This window comes from Bacillus sp. FSL E2-0195, from assembly GCF_038003645.1.
Classification (GTDB): domain Bacteria; phylum Bacillota; class Bacilli; order Bacillales; family Bacillaceae_G; genus Bacillus_A; species Bacillus_A mycoides.
In genome coordinates, this window is record NZ_JBBOPN010000001.1 from 4,880,425 (window position 1) to 4,897,309 (window position 16,885).

General features: G+C 35.5%; 18 protein-coding genes, 1 pseudogene, 1 riboswitch and 1 other annotated feature. Of the genes and pseudogenes, 7 read left to right on the top strand and 12 right to left on the bottom strand.

The window, feature by feature from the left end:
• Positions 1 to 117: 117 nt before the first annotated feature.
• The 3 genes from MHH59_RS25380 to MHH59_RS25390 all read left to right on the top strand — a co-directional run bounded on the left by MHH59_RS25380 (position 118) and on the right by MHH59_RS25390 (position 2,559).
• On the top strand, positions 118 to 465 hold the full coding sequence (locus MHH59_RS25380) for a winged helix-turn-helix transcriptional regulator (protein WP_000760478.1): 348 nt from the start codon (positions 118 to 120) through the stop codon (positions 463 to 465).
• 430 nt (positions 466 to 895) lie between these two features.
• A complete protein-coding gene (locus MHH59_RS25385) occupies positions 896 to 1,336 on the top strand; it encodes a DUF1641 domain-containing protein (RefSeq protein ID WP_002016003.1) in 441 nt (146 codons plus the stop codon).
• Between the two features lie 44 nt (positions 1,337 to 1,380).
• A complete protein-coding gene (locus tag MHH59_RS25390) occupies positions 1,381 to 2,559 on the top strand; it encodes an NAD(P)/FAD-dependent oxidoreductase (protein ID WP_088044960.1) in 1,179 nt (392 codons plus the stop codon).
• Positions 2,560 to 2,823: 264 nt separating this feature from the next.
• Here the strand turns inward: MHH59_RS25390 and tyrS are convergent, their stop codons facing one another.
• The 5 genes from tyrS to MHH59_RS25415 all read right to left on the bottom strand — a co-directional run bounded on the left by tyrS (position 2,824) and on the right by MHH59_RS25415 (position 8,975).
• A complete protein-coding gene (gene tyrS / locus MHH59_RS25395) occupies positions 2,824 to 4,086 on the bottom strand; it encodes a tyrosine--tRNA ligase (protein WP_002129849.1) in 1,263 nt (420 codons plus the stop codon).
• 57 nt (positions 4,087 to 4,143) lie between these two features.
• Positions 4,144 to 4,360 (bottom strand) — a binding site (T-box leader).
• Between the two features lie 107 nt (positions 4,361 to 4,467).
• Complete coding sequence (gene murB / locus MHH59_RS25400; protein WP_002143700.1) at positions 4,468 to 5,385, bottom strand: UDP-N-acetylmuramate dehydrogenase; 918 nt, start codon at positions 5,383 to 5,385, stop codon at positions 4,468 to 4,470.
• Positions 5,386 to 5,772: 387 nt separating this feature from the next.
• Positions 5,773 to 6,168 (bottom strand): SET domain-containing protein, encoded by a 396-nt coding sequence (locus MHH59_RS25405; RefSeq protein WP_000573650.1) that lies wholly within the window; start codon positions 6,166 to 6,168, stop codon positions 5,773 to 5,775.
• 211 nt (positions 6,169 to 6,379) lie between these two features.
• Positions 6,380 to 7,882 carry a DUF4077 domain-containing protein gene (locus MHH59_RS25410; protein ID WP_340852668.1) on the bottom strand — a complete coding sequence of 501 codons (1,503 nt, stop codon included), beginning with the start codon at positions 7,880 to 7,882 and terminating at the stop codon, positions 6,380 to 6,382.
• Positions 7,883 to 7,916: 34 nt separating this feature from the next.
• Positions 7,917 to 8,975 carry an endonuclease/exonuclease/phosphatase family protein gene (locus MHH59_RS25415; protein ID WP_201057033.1) on the bottom strand — a complete coding sequence of 353 codons (1,059 nt, stop codon included), beginning with the start codon at positions 8,973 to 8,975 and terminating at the stop codon, positions 7,917 to 7,919.
• A 298-nt stretch (positions 8,976 to 9,273) separates the two neighbouring features.
• Positions 9,274 to 9,333, top strand: a riboswitch (Fluoride riboswitch).
• Positions 9,334 to 9,386: 53 nt separating this feature from the next.
• Between MHH59_RS25415 and crcB (MHH59_RS25420) the strand changes: the two genes are divergently transcribed.
• Complete coding sequence (crcB, locus tag MHH59_RS25420) at positions 9,387 to 9,791, top strand: fluoride efflux transporter CrcB (RefSeq protein ID WP_078175879.1); 405 nt, start codon at positions 9,387 to 9,389, stop codon at positions 9,789 to 9,791.
• Positions 9,788 to 10,144: a fluoride efflux transporter CrcB gene (gene crcB, locus MHH59_RS25425; RefSeq protein WP_002144957.1), complete on the top strand. Its 357-nt coding sequence runs from the start codon at positions 9,788 to 9,790 to the stop codon at positions 10,142 to 10,144. Before crcB (MHH59_RS25420) ends, crcB (MHH59_RS25425) begins: the two co-directional genes overlap by 4 nt.
• Before the next feature lie 32 nt (positions 10,145 to 10,176).
• Here crcB (MHH59_RS25425) and MHH59_RS25430 read toward each other — a convergent pair whose 3' ends face one another.
• A complete protein-coding gene (locus MHH59_RS25430) occupies positions 10,177 to 10,416 on the bottom strand; it encodes a DUF3947 family protein (protein ID WP_078175878.1) in 240 nt (79 codons plus the stop codon).
• Positions 10,417 to 10,581: 165 nt separating this feature from the next.
• Here MHH59_RS25430 and MHH59_RS25435 point away from each other — a divergent pair, with 165 nt between their 5' ends.
• Positions 10,582 to 10,860: a hypothetical protein gene (locus MHH59_RS25435; RefSeq protein WP_002144954.1), complete on the top strand. Its 279-nt coding sequence runs from the start codon at positions 10,582 to 10,584 to the stop codon at positions 10,858 to 10,860.
• A 34-nt stretch (positions 10,861 to 10,894) separates the two neighbouring features.
• Here the strand turns inward: MHH59_RS25435 and MHH59_RS25440 are convergent, their stop codons facing one another.
• The 6 genes from MHH59_RS25440 to MHH59_RS25465 all read right to left on the bottom strand — a co-directional run bounded on the left by MHH59_RS25440 (position 10,895) and on the right by MHH59_RS25465 (position 15,980).
• Entirely contained in the window at positions 10,895 to 11,110 is a 216-nt protein-coding gene (locus MHH59_RS25440) for a DUF3955 domain-containing protein (protein ID WP_078175877.1), read from the bottom strand.
• Positions 11,111 to 11,308: 198 nt separating this feature from the next.
• Entirely contained in the window at positions 11,309 to 12,502 is a 1,194-nt protein-coding gene (locus tag MHH59_RS25445) for an MFS transporter (RefSeq protein ID WP_078177989.1), read from the bottom strand.
• Positions 12,495 to 14,057 carry an ABC-F family ATP-binding cassette domain-containing protein gene (locus MHH59_RS25450; RefSeq protein WP_201057035.1) on the bottom strand — a complete coding sequence of 521 codons (1,563 nt, stop codon included), beginning with the start codon at positions 14,055 to 14,057 and terminating at the stop codon, positions 12,495 to 12,497. Before MHH59_RS25450 ends, MHH59_RS25445 begins: the two co-directional genes overlap by 8 nt.
• Before the next feature lie 437 nt (positions 14,058 to 14,494).
• A complete protein-coding gene (gene speG / locus MHH59_RS25455; RefSeq protein WP_016096564.1) occupies positions 14,495 to 15,010 on the bottom strand; it encodes a spermidine N1-acetyltransferase in 516 nt (171 codons plus the stop codon).
• A gap of 137 nt (positions 15,011 to 15,147) precedes the next feature.
• Positions 15,148 to 15,552 carry a phosphate-starvation-inducible protein PsiE gene (gene psiE, locus MHH59_RS25460; protein ID WP_002129862.1) on the bottom strand — a complete coding sequence of 135 codons (405 nt, stop codon included), beginning with the start codon at positions 15,550 to 15,552 and terminating at the stop codon, positions 15,148 to 15,150.
• A 71-nt stretch (positions 15,553 to 15,623) separates the two neighbouring features.
• Positions 15,624 to 15,980 carry a winged helix-turn-helix transcriptional regulator gene (locus tag MHH59_RS25465; protein ID WP_016121030.1) on the bottom strand — a complete coding sequence of 119 codons (357 nt, stop codon included), beginning with the start codon at positions 15,978 to 15,980 and terminating at the stop codon, positions 15,624 to 15,626.
• A gap of 164 nt (positions 15,981 to 16,144) precedes the next feature.
• On the opposite strand from MHH59_RS25465, the pseudogene MHH59_RS25470 reads away from it, so the two are divergent.
• Positions 16,145 to 16,792, top strand: a pseudogene (locus MHH59_RS25470) (nitroreductase family protein).
• The last annotated feature ends 93 nt before the right edge of the window (positions 16,793 to 16,885 follow it).

Genomic DNA, 16,885 nt, shown 5'->3' on the forward strand with positions numbered 1-16,885 from the left:
CAACATAATAAAAAGTACGTACTTTAAAGTGCTATAGGTACTTTTTAGTAACATTTAAATTATTTGGCTTCTTTTGTTGGAGAACTGAAATCTACATTCATCAAAGGAGATTTTTATATGAAGAAATATAATATTCCCGTTGAAGCGACTTTAGAGGTTATCGGCGGAAAATGGAAAGTCGTTATTCTTTGCCACTTAACGAAAGGTACAAAGAGAACGAGTGAATTAAAACGTCTCATGCCTGGTATTACACAAAAGATGTTAACACAGCAATTACGCGAATTAGAAGAAGACGGAGTTATTCAAAGAAAGGTATACAATCAAGTACCACCGAAAGTAGAATATTCTCTTACAGACTACGGTTGGTCTTTAGAATCCATTCTTGATTCTCTTTGTACTTGGGGCGAATGCCACCTTGAAAAAAGCGGTAACACATCAATGCTAATTACAGAAGGTGAACAATAAAAAAAGGAAAAAATGAACATAAATTTGTCCATTTCCTCCTTTTTTTCTTTATATATATGTACATTTTTAAGATAGATAAAATAATTTATGCGCTTTCATGCCTTGTCAGTACTAGGTTACAGAATCAATATCAAATAATTAGGAATCATTTTTATGTTAACATACGTGTATATAGTATATAATATAGGATATATATTATATACACTTTCCGATAAGGGAACTTTCCATTATGCGGACAAGCCATGTATCGGACAGTTCATAAATAATAGGTAGGACATTATGGTTTTGGATTTATGATTTCAGCTTACTTGCTGTCATAAATTTAAAGGCATTTTATTGTGCTTTGTGAAACTTTGTATAAAGTTTCGCAAGTGTTTACTATCTTATCTATCAAAAATAAGAGTATTGCTATCGTAAAGGAGAATTGGAGATGCCAGAAACTATGACTCAAACAAAGCCAGAACAAGAAACTGTACAAATTTCTGCTAGCCAAGGACAACTTGATGTACTTGATCAGTTGTTAAAACCTGAGGTACAAGAATCATTAACAACACTAGTAGAACAGCTTCCAAAATTAACTGAGCTTGTTAACATTTTAACTAAGTCTTATGACTTCGCTCAAACTGTTGCTACTGATGAAGTATTAAAAAGCGACACTGTTAGTGCAATCACAGAGCTTGTAGAACCTGTAAAGGATACAGTGAAAAGCATGGCTGCAACTGCTATCGAAGCGAAAGATCGTGCTGATGAAAGCAACGAAGTTATCGGCCTGTTCGGTCTATTAAAATTACTAAAAGACCCACAAGCACAAAAAATGTTCCGCTTTGTGAACGCATACCTTCAAATTAGTGCAGAACGTAACAATAAATAATTTAACTTATAACAACAATTAGTAAAGACGGGGGATATCATACTATGTCAAAACAAATTGTCATCTTAGGCGCTGGTTATGGCGGTCTTCTTGCCGCTTTAAACGTACGTAAATATTACAGCAAATCAGAAGCACAAGTTACAGTGATTAACCAATACCCAACGCACCAAATCATCACTGAACTACACCGCCTTGCAGCTGGTAACGTTGCTGAGCAAGCAATTGCAATGCCACTTACAAAGCTTTTCAAAGGTAAAGACATCGATCTTAAAATTGCAACAGTTGAGTCATTCTCAGTTGATAGCAAAGAAATCAAACTAGCTGGTGGCACTACGCTATCTTACGATGCACTTGTAGTTGCTTTAGGAAGTAAAACTGCTTACTTCGGTATTCCAGGACTAGAAGAAAACAGCATGGTATTAAAATCTGCTGCTGATGCAAACAAAATCTACAAACACGTTGAAAACCGTATTCGTGAATACGCTAAAACGAAAAACGAAGCTGATGCTACAATCGTAATCGGTGGTGGCGGATTAACTGGCGTTGAGCTAGTTGGTGAGCTTGCTGACATTATGCCTAAACTTGCAAAAAGCCACGGCGTAAATCCAAAAGAAGTTAAACTTCTTCTTGTTGAAGCAGGTCCAAAAATCCTTCCAGTATTACCAGACCACTTAATCGAACGTGCAACTGCTAGCTTAGAAGCACGCGGTGTTACATTCTTAACAGGTCTTCCTGTAACAAACGTTGCTGGTAATGAAATCGACTTAAAAGACGGTCAAAAAATCGTTGCTAACACATTCGTTTGGACAGGCGGCGTACAAGGTAATCCATTAATTGGTGAATCAGGTCTTGAAGTAAACCGCGGTCGTGCAACTGTTGATGCACATCTACAATCTACTTCTCACAAAGACGTATTCGTTGCTGGAGACAGCGCTGTTGTCTTCTCTCCAGACGGTCGTCCATACCCACCAACTGCACAAATCGCTTGGCAAATGGGTGAGTTAATTGGATACAACTTATACGCAGCACTAGAAGGCAAAGCATTCGAAGAGTTCGCACCTATCAACTCTGGAACACTTGCTAGTCTAGGACGTAAAGATGCTGTTGCTACAATCGGAGCAAGCAATACTCCGCTTAAAGGTTTACCAGCATCATTAATGAAAGAAGCAAGTAACGTTCGTTACTTATCACACATTAAAGGTCTATTCAGCTTAGCATACTAATCTGAATATAAGCCCGAATCATGCCCTGCATGGTTCGGGCTATTTTTATCCCGCTATTTGCGGGCTGATAATCAGTGGGGATGTACAAAACCCCCCACTGATTAAAGTTTCACTTTATCCGTAATTTTCTCTAACTTATTTATTCGACAAAAGAATAATATAACCTCTTTAATTATCAAAATATACTGACTTTTTTATGTCGAAATTGTGTATATGAAAAGAGCGGAAGTAGATATCTTCCCTACTTCCGCTCTTTCACAAGAACTATTCTCCTAATTCCACTAAGCTGTAGTTCTTCTTCCCTTTACGAATAATGATGAATCGTCCATCAAATGAATTTTCTACAGTAACATCTGTACCCACATCCGTTACTTTTTCACCATTCATAGATATAGCCCCATTATTAATATCTTCACGCGCTTGACGTCTAGAAGGTTCAATTCCTAAATCAACTAGCCACTCTACGATATTTTTCGTCTCTTTTGAAGATTGGAATGTCGGCATCTCTTTAAAGCCTTGTTCAATTTCATCAGCTGTTAACGACTTAATATCTCCGCTAAATAACGCTGCTGTAATTTTCACCGCCTGTAAAAATGCTTCTTCTCCATGAACGAATTTCGTCATTTCTTCCGCTAATACTTTTTGTGCTTCACGTTTATGAGGCTCTGTTTCTACCTTCGCTGCTAATTCATCAATTCGCTCTTTCGTTAAGAACGTAAAGTATTTCAAGTATTTAATTACATCACGGTCATCTGTATTCACCCAGAACTGGTAAAATTCAAACGGTGTTGTCTTTTCCGGATCAAGCCAAATAGCACCACCTGCTGATTTACCAAACTTCGTACCATCTGATTTTAATAATAATGGAATCGTTAATCCGAATACTTTCGCTTCATGACCTTCTAACTTACGAATTAAATCTAAACCACTCGTAATATTTCCCCATTGATCACTACCACCAATTTGCAATTGAACATCTTCTTTTGTGTATAAATGATGAAAATCCATCGCTTGCAAGATTTGGTACGTGAATTCTGTGAAAGAAATCCCTGTATCTAAACGACTTGCGACAATATCTTTCGCTAACATGCTATTTATGCTAAAGTTTTTTCCGTAATCACGTAAAAACTCGATAATGTTTATTTTATGTGTCCAGTCATAGTTATTTACCATCTTCACTTCGCTATTCCCGCCAAAGTCAAATAGCTTTTTCATTTGCGCTGTTAACGCATCTACATTATGCTGCACCACTTCTAAAGTTTGCAGTTGACGCTCTGATTGACGTCCACTTGGATCACCAATTGTTCCTGTTGCCCCGCCAATTAAAATAACCGGATGATGACCAGCTAATTGGAATCTCTTCATCATCATAAACGGAATCAAATGTCCGATATGCATACTATCACCAGTCGGATCAACTCCGCAGTATAGTGAAATCTTTTTCTCTTCTACTAACTTACGTAAACCTTCTTCATCTGTCTGCTGATTCACAGCACCGCGCCATTCTAATTCATCAATAATATTCATCTTTTGTCATCCCCTTTATTTTTTTGAAAACAAAAAAGCCCCTATGTCTACAATAGACATAGGGACGATTATTCACCGTGTTACCACCCAGTTTGCATAAATAGCATAGCTATTCATACCACTCTTAGCAATAATATCGATTGCTAGTCCGCTTAGCGTTACCTAAGATACTCCAGAGTGTAATTCACAAGTTTGTTTGTGCTAGGTTCCAGCAATCCCTAGCTCTCTTTGATAACAGTGACAAACTGCTACTGGGCTCTTTCAACGTATATTTTATTTGTTAAATTATTAGCCATTATATTGAATCCAAATCAAATTGTCAACAATAACCAAATGTTATTTCGAAATAATTCATACTTTTATACGTTTTTTATTCAAAGATTACTGTAGATCTTCTCCAATAATCCTTACTTCTCTCTCTAATTTCACACCGAATTTTTCTTCAACAGTTGTTTGTACGAAATGAATTAAATCGATATAATCTTGTGCAGTTCCGTTATCAACATTCACCATAAATCCAGCGTGTTTTAAAGAAACTTCAACTCCGCCAATTCGCTTACCTTGCAGTCCTGATTCTTGAATAAGCTTACCCGCAAAATTATTTGGTGGACGCTTAAATACACTGCCACATGAAGGATACTCTAAAGGTTGTTTTGATTCACGCTTATACGTTAAATCATCCATCTTTTCCTTAATCTCTTCACGCACACCTTCTTCAAGTTCAAACCTCGCTTCAAGAATAATGTAATGATTGTTCGCAAATACACTCTTACGATATCCAAATTCAAATGCATCTTTCGTTAAAGTACGTAGCTCTCCATCACCTGTCATTACGACAGCTTCTGTTAGCACATATGCAACCTCACCGCCATATGCACCAGCATTCATATATAACGCTCCGCCAACTGAACCTGGTATACCACAAGCAAACTCAAGTCCTGTTAAACAGTGATCTAATGCAATTCGTGACACATCAATAATTGCTGCACCACACCCCGCAACAATCGCTGTCCCTGTTACAGTAACATTTGTAATATGAATTAAACTTACTGTAATCCCGCGCAGACCACCGTCTTTAATAATAACATTAGAGCCGTTTCCTAAAAACGTAACTGGAATATTGTATTGATTCGCATACTTTATAACTTCTTGAATTTCATCATAATTCGTAGGAGAAACGAACACATCCGCTTTCCCGCCCACTTTAATATGCGTATGATTCTTTAACATTTCATCTTGCTTCACATGACCTTCAGGCAATACTGTACTTAAATATTTATAAACCTCGTGCATATCCATTTTACGATTCCTCTATTTCTATAATCTTTTTATCCCGCTATATACGGGTCCATAATATCCCCACATAAAAATGCATTACAAAACAACAGCTAACGTGGTGAATACAGTGTACATAAAGCACACCTATAAACCTCTTAAATTATAAGAGGTTCCACTCATATTAAAATATATATCGCATAATAAAGCAACCCAAATGGGCTACTAAACTTGACATGTAACCATATAGACAACAATTTGTAAAATATATAGGCTTTTCAAAGTAATACCCTTCAATATCTTACTATACCATACGAAAGAAAAGTGGTATTTTTTTGTAATCTTTACTTTATTTTCATCAATAAAAAAAGAGCACATCCCACAGAATGTGCCCTTTCTATACTTTTTAACTTATTTTTCATTCTCTTCTTTTTCCTTATCAAACCATAATAGCTCATCGTCATCAACTTCACCATTATAATTGATTAGAATCTCTTCTCCCGCTTTTATATCTTTGTAAGCAAAGAAGTTAAACGTATGATTCTCGAAGACAATATCATACGTTGCATTCGGATTATATGCATGATTAAATAACATGCCGTATCCTAACAGGAATGCCGTATGATTTACCCCATACTCAAATGCGTAGTCAGCAAGTAACGTTTTCTCAATGTGTTCATGCTGTTCATTCGGATAAGAGATAACTGGTGCTGAGTGAATCAACTCACCCTTTTTAATATCACGAGTTGCAAATACCCCTCTATTAAATTCTCCATCACTAAGTTCAGAAGTCTTAACTTCGATCATATGCGTCACCTATATAATTCTTTCTTTGAAGTATTTTATTCCGCTATTTGCGGGGTTCAACTAATAATCAGTAGCGTATAGCCCCACTAATTAAAGTCTCAGTTTATCTCCTTAAGCTTGGCAGAAAACGCGCAGAAAAGCAATTAAATTACTATCAAGTATTCATTTAAATGAAAAAAGAGCACACATGGTGTACCCTTTTTAAGAGATATTACTTTTCTAAAATATCTTCTAGCAACTTCACTTGCTCGCTAACAGTATGTAACGTCTTCACCGATGTATCATTTCGATGCTTTTCTTCTTCAACACTCGCTAACACTTCTTCCGTAGCTGCAGAAGTTTGTTGAATTACGTTAGAAGCATGTGTAACGTCCTTTACGATATTCGTCGTTTTAGCTTGGAAACTTTCTTGATGACCAACAATCTCCCTCATTACATCATTAATCGCATCAATAAACTTCCCTAAATCCGTTACATTCGTCAAAACACTTGCTAACATTTCGTTACATTCTTCTTGTACTCTTTCTGACTTCTCTACCTGCACTTCTACTTTACTTGCTTGATTACTAAACTCCTTCAAAATCCCTTGAATTCTCCCCGCAGAACGATTCGATTCTTCAGCAAGCTTTAATACTTCATTCGCTACAATAGCAAAACCTTTTCCATGCTCGCCTGCCCTTGCAGCCTCAATATTTGCATTTAAAGCTAACAAACTCGTCTGACTTGAAATATTCGTGATTACATCTACAATTTCATTAATTTGTTTCGATTGTGTCATCAATTCTCTAAATATAGTTCCTGATTGTGAAACAACATCATTTAAACTTCTCATGTTAGCTTCAAAATTTCTTAAAGTACTTACACTACCCTTTGAAATTTCTAAACTTTCATCAACACGAATCGAAGCATTTCTTACTTGAGAGATGATTTGTTCAATATTTCCCTCCATATCATTCAATACTTCTACTGAACGAGACATCATCTCTGATTGCGATTGGGTTCCCACTGCTACTTCTTCAAAAGCAAAGTTAATTTCACTCATTGACTCCATCGATGTATTCATATTTTGTCTTAAATGATTGAAATTACTATCTAGTTTCACAACTGTTCTCTCAATAAGCCTTTGCGTTTCTTCTAACTCCTGAGCTTTCTTCATCACCGCTTGCTTCTCATCACTTAAACGAGCCAACAGATTAGAACCAATCTTCGTTACACCCCACATTGCAATCGTTACAATCGCTAACAAGCTTGCGAAATTTGCAGCTTCAGATGACGCTGTATACGCAAAAAATTGATTTGGCCAATAACTACAAAGTATAAATGTAACAACAACTGCTAACCCGCCAAGAATTAAAATAAGACGTTCACTCAAATAAATAAGTGAAACCGCTAATGTAAAATAGACCATTTGAAATACAGCTGGGCTTTCATTAAATGCTTGTACCATAATGAAAGACATAATAAGTAGCATACATGTCATGATGTATTTATACATTGCTTCCATACTTTCTATAAAAGTAAGCAGCGTTCCAAATACTACGATAGAAATACCACACATCCAAAATGCTATTGCTCTCTCTGTAAAAATATATCCGTAATACCCAATCGCGATTATCCCAAGGAAGAAACTACACATCGTGATAAATAGCAATAAATGATTTTTCTGTGATTCTTTCTCAAGGTTAGAAAAACAAGTTCTCTTTAACCACTCCATATATGAAGCCCCACCTTCTACTCATACGTATCGATTACTTCAGCTTGAATACCGCACTCACTGGGTTATGATCGCTATTTTCAAACTTCAAATCTTTCCCTTGTACATTTACAATTTCAACATTCGGTGAAACGATAAAGCCATCAATAATCGTGACGAAATTTTCACCTTCCACATATTTCTTCACATCATCTCTCACAGTCATAACAGACGGATCTACAGCCCACTTAAAGCCACCATCAGTAAAGTCCTTTGGTAACTCTACTAACCACTCAGGACGCTCTTTCACGAACTTCGGATCACTTAACTGAGCGTTAGAAATTAATTGATTCCAGTCTCCGCCCATTATTACATAATCACCATTTTTATAATGCTTGTTCATATATTCTTTTAAATACTCCACTTGCTGCTTTCTAATTTTTCCGCCTTCATCATAAGCAGACAAATGTAAATTTACGAGTCTAACAAATTTCCCATTATTAACAGGAATTTTATGTTCAACAATCGCTCGGTCTAAATCAAATAAACGCTTTGGCCACGGCTCCATTCCAGGAAGCTGAAATCTCTTCGCTGTTTGAACCGTATATTTAGAAAATGTACTTAATCCAGCTTCAGCATATCCCATTGGACTTGTGATTGGTACAGGAACCCATTTTGTATCATAGTTCTTTCCGAACGAAGAAGTATAATCAGGCAGTCCTTTTTTCAAAAATTCATGCCCATTTACATCAAATGATCGCATTGATTTTATATCTACTTCTTGTAATAGCGCAAAATCACTATTCTCATTTTGTAAAAACGAAAGCATATTCTTTAAGTTAGTTTCCGTTTGTTCTTTACTACTTGAACCAGACCCTTTTCCCCCATCCATAAAGAAGTCTTGATCCTTATCTAGTCCAGCATATCCAATATTAAATGTTGTAACTTTAAATTCATTTCCAAGCGCAATTACGCGCTCCCTATTGTTTTCCACCTTCAAGCTTATAACATCAGCCGGCTGTTCTTTTGTAAGTGTCATATACGCTAAAAATCCACCTAGAATACAGGCCACTATTAAAATAAATATTAATACTATCTTTAAAAATTTCTTCAAAATAAATGACTCCTTTTTGTAAAATATCAACTAATTTTTCTTTATTTTCAGTAAACTAAAAACACATTAAAGACATACAAAATATTTTATCACAAGAAAAACTTTATATCATTATATTTAGTTAATAAATAATTATTACATCTCTTAATATAATCATCTTAAAATTCAATCATAAACATTTAAGAAGGTGAGCTTGTGAAGAAATTGCAGATTCAAAGAATATACAGATCCTCCTTTCAACACTTCTCATTAACATATTTATTGGCAATCCAAAATAATATTTAGTAAACTATACATAGAACTTATAGGCGATGGAGTTCGCCATAACCGCGAATTAGCTAATGACTCCTACCAGTATGTACACTGGTAGGAGTCTATTTTTTTGAATAAACTATTAGAGAGGTGAAGAAATTGATATATATTATTGTTGGCATAGCTGGTATATCAGGAGCCCTTTCTCGTTATTATTTAGGCCTTACTATCGATATGTTTTGGCATCATTCATTACCATTCGCTACATTAATGATTAACTTAATTGGCTGTTTCTTACTAGCTTGGTTGACCACCTATATCGCTCGGTTAAACATCTTACCTTCCGAAGTTATCACAGGGATTGGAACCGGCTTTATCGGTTCATTTACGACGTTTTCAACATTTAGCGTCGAAACTGTAAAACTAATCAATCATTCTGAGCTAGGTATCGCCTTTTTGTATGTATTATGCAGCATGCTAGGTGGTCTAATTATGTCTGGACTTGGCTATAAACTTGGTGATCTTTCACTACAAAAACGCCTTGGGGAAGGTGAAAAATCATGATTAACACTTTATTAGTAGCAGTCGGCGGATTCTTCGGTGCCATCACACGATTTGCGATTAGCAATTGGTTTAAAGAAAGAAACAACACTTCATTTCCCATTGCTACATTTCTCATTAATATAACGGGAGCATTTTTACTCGGATATATAATTGGCAAAGGGATAACTACAAGTTGGCAACTATTATTAGGTACTGGATTCATGGGTGCCTTTACTACATTCTCAACGTTTAAATTAGAATCCATTCAGCTTTTCAACCGTAAAAACTATCGCGTACTACTTCTATATTTAAGCACTACTTATATAATCGGTATCACATTCGCATTCCTTGGGATGAAGTTAGGCGGAATATAAAAAAGAAAGCGACTCTTATCAGTCGCTTTCTTTCATAAAAAGTATGTTGCACCATACGGAATTGAAAATAAACCAGCTGGATACACATTATAATGTACGATTTGCATCGGAGGCTGTGTATACGGTATATGCTGACTCTGCATCATTTGCTCTACCTGCGCTTGTTGTTGCATCTGAATAGCCTGATGCACTGCCTGAATTGTCCCCTGTGCCCCGGCCAGTGTAATAGCCGGACCTACTTGTCTTCCAGTGTAAAAATGATGGTTCATCATTATTCAGCTCACTTTTTATACAGAATGAATTCCTTTTATATGTTATGTTCACATACAATGCAAGTGTTTTAAATTTACATAAAACATGTTTTTAGCCCAACCCATACATCAAACACCTTCATAGAGTATATAAATGCCCACAAATATATGAAAAGGAGTGAGAATATGAGTTTCTACGAACAACAGCCTTTTACTCAAGATAACTATTATCGAGATCAACATTGGCATCCCCAAAATCCACTAAAACACCAAACAATCGCTATAATTGGTCCTGCTGTTTCTCACGGATTACGTGAAGCTGCTCATCTCGGCTATCAACACGCATTAACCGAAGCTGTCGCTATCGGCTACTTACTTGGAAGAGGTTACGATTATAACACCGCTTGGAAAACCGTTGAATCTTGGTGGAGACCACCAGGATCCCCGCTTCCTACTCCATACTAAAGCGAAAAGACCGTAAATATACGGTCTTTTCACTTTAGCATGCTTTCTTTTTTTGAAGCATCGAGAAAATAGCCATGAACAAAATCGCAATAATTCCAGTAAAAACAAATAAATAGGCTAATGGAATTAAGAAAAATGGTTCCACTAAAGTTCCATCCGGCTTCACTTCCGAACCAATTATATTAAACATAATTATACATAACACTCCTAAAAACATCGGACTAGCCGCTAATAAATATTTGTTTTTCATAATATATTCCCCTTCAATTTCATAATTAATTTTCTGTATTCCTTTTCACTATTCTTACTACCATCATAATAAATTCAACCACATTACAAGTCAACAATTATTTATTGTTTAACGATAAATAATTGTTGACTTGTGTGAAGTGAAAAAGGTCTACGAAGCATCTTAAATTGCCTCACAAACCTTTTAAATCATAAATATTTACACTTCAAATCTCCTACTTAATACAACATAAATTGCGCACAATAGTACGAATATCCCCGCATAAATTAACAAAATTTCTACACTAAACGCATCAGCCAAAGGACCAAATATAATCATCCCCAAAGGCAAAGCACATGAATTTGCAATTTGTACAAGGCTAAACATCCGCCCGTGCATAGAAGGCTCTACTTTCTCCTGCAATAGCACGTTAACTGGTGTATTAAAGCAGGGCATTGTTATACCAATTAAAAAATTAAATGTTAAATACATAATAAATATTGGTGCACTCCCGAGTCCAACCATAAGCAGTCCATACAATGCACAAGCTAGTGCAGTTGTCTGCATGCGGTTACGAAAGCCACCCCACGCTGCAATCAGTACGCCACCAGCTGCTGCACCAGCACTAAAGGTCATCTCACTAGCAGTAAGTCTCCACATTTCTGCTCCGAAGGAACTAGTTACCATTAAAGGTGTTAAAAAGGCAGCTGGACTTATTAAAATCATGATAATGATTAATAAAACGAGTAGCCTTTTAATAAATACATTTTCTTTTAAATAAACAAATCCTTCTTTTATACCTTGTAGATTAGATTTTTGCTTACTCTCTACATTCACATGTCCTTCAAATTGAATGATAAACATAATACTAATTCCGATTATAGCCGTAATAACATCAATAAAAAATGTCGTTTCAATGCTGGCAATAGAAAGAATTGCAGCACTTACTGCTGGAGAAAGAAACATAATTATAGATGTAATACTGCTATTTATCCCATTTACTTTCATAAGATAATCTTTCGGAACAATTTGTGGGATTAACGCATTCACAGCCGGTGTTTGTACCCCTGTACCAGCTGAGCGAATGAGTAATACTATAAAAAACATCCAAATACTTTTATATCCTGTTAAAAATAAAATTGCCAAAACTAGCGTAGCAATCGCTATAATCCCATCCGATAACATAATCATCTTTTTACGGTCATAACGATCAATCCACACACCAGCAAATAAAGATATCGCAATTTGTGGTAGAAAACCGCAAACAGTTGAAATGGTCAACATCACTCCTGATGATGTTGTAAGGGTGATATACCATATGATCGCATACTGTACGAGAGATGAACCGAACAACGAAATCGTTTGAGCGGTCAAAAACATTATTATTTTCACTTTCCAATCATTATCATTTATCATCTTTTTTACTCTCCTCAATTAAACCGCTCTCTATGTTGAAAATACTATCTGCCCAATCATGATACAGACGTGCTTCGTGAGATACGAGTATGATGCTACCCTTAAACTGAATTAATGCCTTTTGCAAAGATTCCTTCGCTTCTGCATCTAAATGATTCGTCGGCTCATCTAAGATTAAAAAATTACACGGTGATAATAATAATCCGCACAGTTTCACCTTCGATTGTTCACCACCACTTAACGTATGAATTTCTTGCGAAACATGAGTATCCTTCACACAACACGCAGCTAAATGATGACGTATTTCCTTCATATTCAGTTTAGGAAACTGTTCTGAAATAATTTGAAGCGGCGTTAAAGAATCATTGCTCCAATTTAAATCTTGTTCATAATATCCAATCTTTATTTGCTCTGAGAAGTGAAATTCTCCAGAAATACTAGCAATAGTGCCAACGATTGTTTTTAATAAAGTAGATTTCCCTACTCCATTGAACCCTGTAATAACAAGTTTTTGCCCACCCATTACTGAGAAATTCAATTTTGGTAAGAGAGCAAAGTCATAACCAACTTCAAGGTTATTTACCTCAAGAACTGTTTGAACTGAAATAGGAAGTTCCCGAAAATGAATAGACGGTTTATAAGTAAAACTTGGTGGCGCAATTCTTTCCATACGTTGCAACTGCTTTCTACGTCCTTGCGCTATTTTGGAATTCACTCCAGCAATATTTCTACGAATATACTCTTCCGTTTTTTCAATTTTCTTTTGTTGTGCATGATATTGGCGAATATAATCTTTTCGCAAATGCTCCTTTTGTCTTACAAAATCTGAGTATTTTCCGTAATACTTCTTCACCGTTCCAAACTCTACATCACAGATGCAAGAAGTCACTTTTTCCAGAAAATCAAAATCATGTGACACTACAATAAAAGCCCCTTCAAAATTCATTAAATAATTAGCAAGCCACTCCACATGCTCTTTATCAAGGAAGTTCGTCGGTTCATCTAGTAATAAAATATTAGGCTCTTCTAATAAAAGCTTCGCTAAAATTACTTTTGCACGTTGTCCCCCGCTTAGTTCAGCGATTATACGATTCATGCCAATAGCATCAATACCTAAGCCAGCTGCAATTTTATTAATTGTGCTATCTACCGAATAAAAATCACGAGCCTCAAGTTGTTCTTGATATGCGGCCGCTTTTAACAATTTGTCAGGATCACCTGTCATAGCACTTTCTTCATACAATTTGTTCATTCTATCTTCCATTTCAAACAAATCATAAAAAGCTCTCTTTAAATATTGTGAAATGGTATAAATTCCATCAATTTCTGCATATTGATCAAGATGCCCAATTTGAATATTAGGCTGCCACTTTATGTCTCCCTTATCAGGAATTATTTCTTCAATCAATATTTTCATTAACGTACTTTTCCCCGCACCATTCTGTCCAACAATCCCCATATGTTCTCCTTTATGCAAATCAAAAGAAGCATTTTCATATAAGGCTTTATCTATAAAACTATGTGATAAACTTTCAACTTTAAGTAAACTCATTCGTATTCCTCTTTTCCTGAAATTAAAAAAAGCAGAGAGATAGCGTCATTCGACACTAGCCCTCTGCTTCGTGGTTTTTTCCTATACTACTCCAATTTATTGTAAAAACTCATCGGAATAATATACACAAAGGGCCATAGACAAAGCATTGTCTATGGCCCCTTAATCTATTTTATACATCAGCTAAAAACCAAAACCAAATAAGCATAGATAAACTATACTTTTTTAGAAAAGTTATTCAGCCGATGAATATCGGGGATTTATACCCCTTGATTAAGCTCCGTACAACGCTTCACCGTATACATTTGTGCGGAGCAAAGTTTTCTAATGAGTTTTACAAATTTTATATAAAGCATGTTCTGCACCTTCCTTAATACTTAAAAGGGATTTTAGCATACGGTTTTATGAAGCGTCAAGATTACTTCCAAATAATTCAACTACTTATTTTCAAAATATTGCTTCTGGAACATACACATTCTTATCGCATTATGATAGTTACCATCAACGAAAAACTCGTCTTGTAACTCACCCTCCACGATAAATCCAACCTTTTTATAAACATGTACAGCCTTTTCATTCTCTTTATCAACAACTAAATAAAGTTTATGCATATTTAATACAGAAAAAGCGTAATCCATCGCTAAACGCGTCGCTTCCGCTGCATAACCATGTCCTTGATAATTCGGATCAATAATAATTTGGAATTCAGTTCTTCGATGAATATAATCGATTTCTACTAATTCGACTAATCCAACCATCTCATTATCTTTCTCCAGGATAAAACGGCGTTCACTTTGATCATGTATATGTTTATCGTATAAATCCTGCAGCTCCACAAATGCTTCATAAGGCTCTTCAAACCAATACGACATAATATGCGCGTTATTATTAAGTTCGTGTACAAACTTTAAGTCTTCCCGTTCTAAAGGACGTAATTTCAATTCCTGACTCATTTCTATAACCTCCAAGTAAAATAACCTCTTCACTTAATTTCTCAATTTTTTTCGATTTCAAACGCCCTAATTACATTGTAAACCTTCAAGTAACTTGAAGGTCAAGGTGCAAAAAGTAGTGCAAACTTATGTCTGCACTACTCTTTTCTCAAATCTCTCATATTCGATATGTATAAAGCAATAACTAAAACAAGAATGGATCCCGCATATAATAACGTCTCCATTGGTTCCTCATGAGACACAATAATTAAACGAATTAACGCCGTAATTCCGATATAAATAAAATAACGTAACGGAAAATGATAATTCGACTTAAAATACTTAATAATTAATGCGATGAACTCGAAGTATAGGAAATAGACGATGATACTCTCAACTAATTTATAAGATGTATACTTCTTCGCTGAAAATATGTATTGAATAAAAGTAATTGTTTCGTTAATTAAAAAAATCGATAAAACAATGGATAATATGATTAATGCTATATTTAATATCCACTGTAAAACGCTAGCTATATAATGATCGATATTAAATGACTTCATTTTCTCTTTTAGCTCCCCTTCGTGTAAGTACTTATTCATTATAGCAAAATTATACTTACAGAAATGTTAAATCATATATGATCGTCCTCTTTCACGATTACTTCACCATTCGGATATTTATGCTTAATATAATCGCTTCCCCAATCGCAAAGCACCTTCAAACCCTTTTTTAATGATTCTCCCTGTTCTGTAAGAGAATACTCAACTTTCGGTGGTACTTGATTATATACTTTTCTAGACACAAGCCCATCTTTTTCAAGCTCTTTCAATTGCTCAGTAAGCATTTTTTGTGTAATACCAGTTACCAATCGTTTTAACTCACCCGTTCTTGTCGGTCCGCTTGTTAAATGATATAAAATGTGGGATTTCCACTTACCTCCGATCACATCCAAAACGACTTCAATTCTATTGTTATACTCTTTTTTCATATTAAATTCCTTCTGTATTTTGATAGGCACTTTCTCGTGCCTATGTCACGAGATGGTGTCTATATCACGGAAAAGTGCGTACTTTTCATAATATCTGTACTATACCATAATGATGCATGTAAGCAACTTATAACAGAGCATTAAATTAGTGGAGGTATTTTAAAATGAAAAAAGAAAATCGTACTGCAAATTTTTATGATGTGATTCGTGAGCGCCGTTCCGTTCGCTCTTATGATCCTTCAGTTACAATCTCTGATGAAGAAATTAAAGAACTTTTAGAAGAAGCAATGCTAGCACCAAGTAGTTCCAACTTAAACCCATGGCGTTTCATGGTAATTACAGATCAAGACTTAAAAGAGAAACTTCATCCAGTTGCTTTAAATCAACCACAAGTGCTAGAAGCATCCGCTATGATCGTAATTTAAAGCGAAAATAATGCCCATGAATTCGAACATATCAATAAAGTGAATGAACGTGCAGTAGCTGCTGGATTCATGACAGAAGAAATTAAAAACAGACTGAACAACAGTATTCGTGAGTTTTATGCACCTGTAAGCGAACAAGGAAAAAGAGAATGGCAAATGCTTGACGGTGGTTTGCTAGCTATGCAATGTATGCTTGCTGCAAAAGCGAGAGGATACGATACAGTCCCAATGCTTGGCTATAACGTTGAAGAATTCCGCAAAGCATTTAACATTCCAGAAAACTTAACTGATGTCTTAATGATTGCATTAGGCAAAGCAAAAGAGCCAGGATTCCCAACAGTACGATTAACTGTAGATGAAGTAACGTCTTGGAATGGCGAGTTTTAATCACAGTGTTTATCGTACTTTAGGAATAAAAGTACGATAAACACTATTAACGAAACTATGATGGTAGCAACCATAATCATAATGCAAAACTAC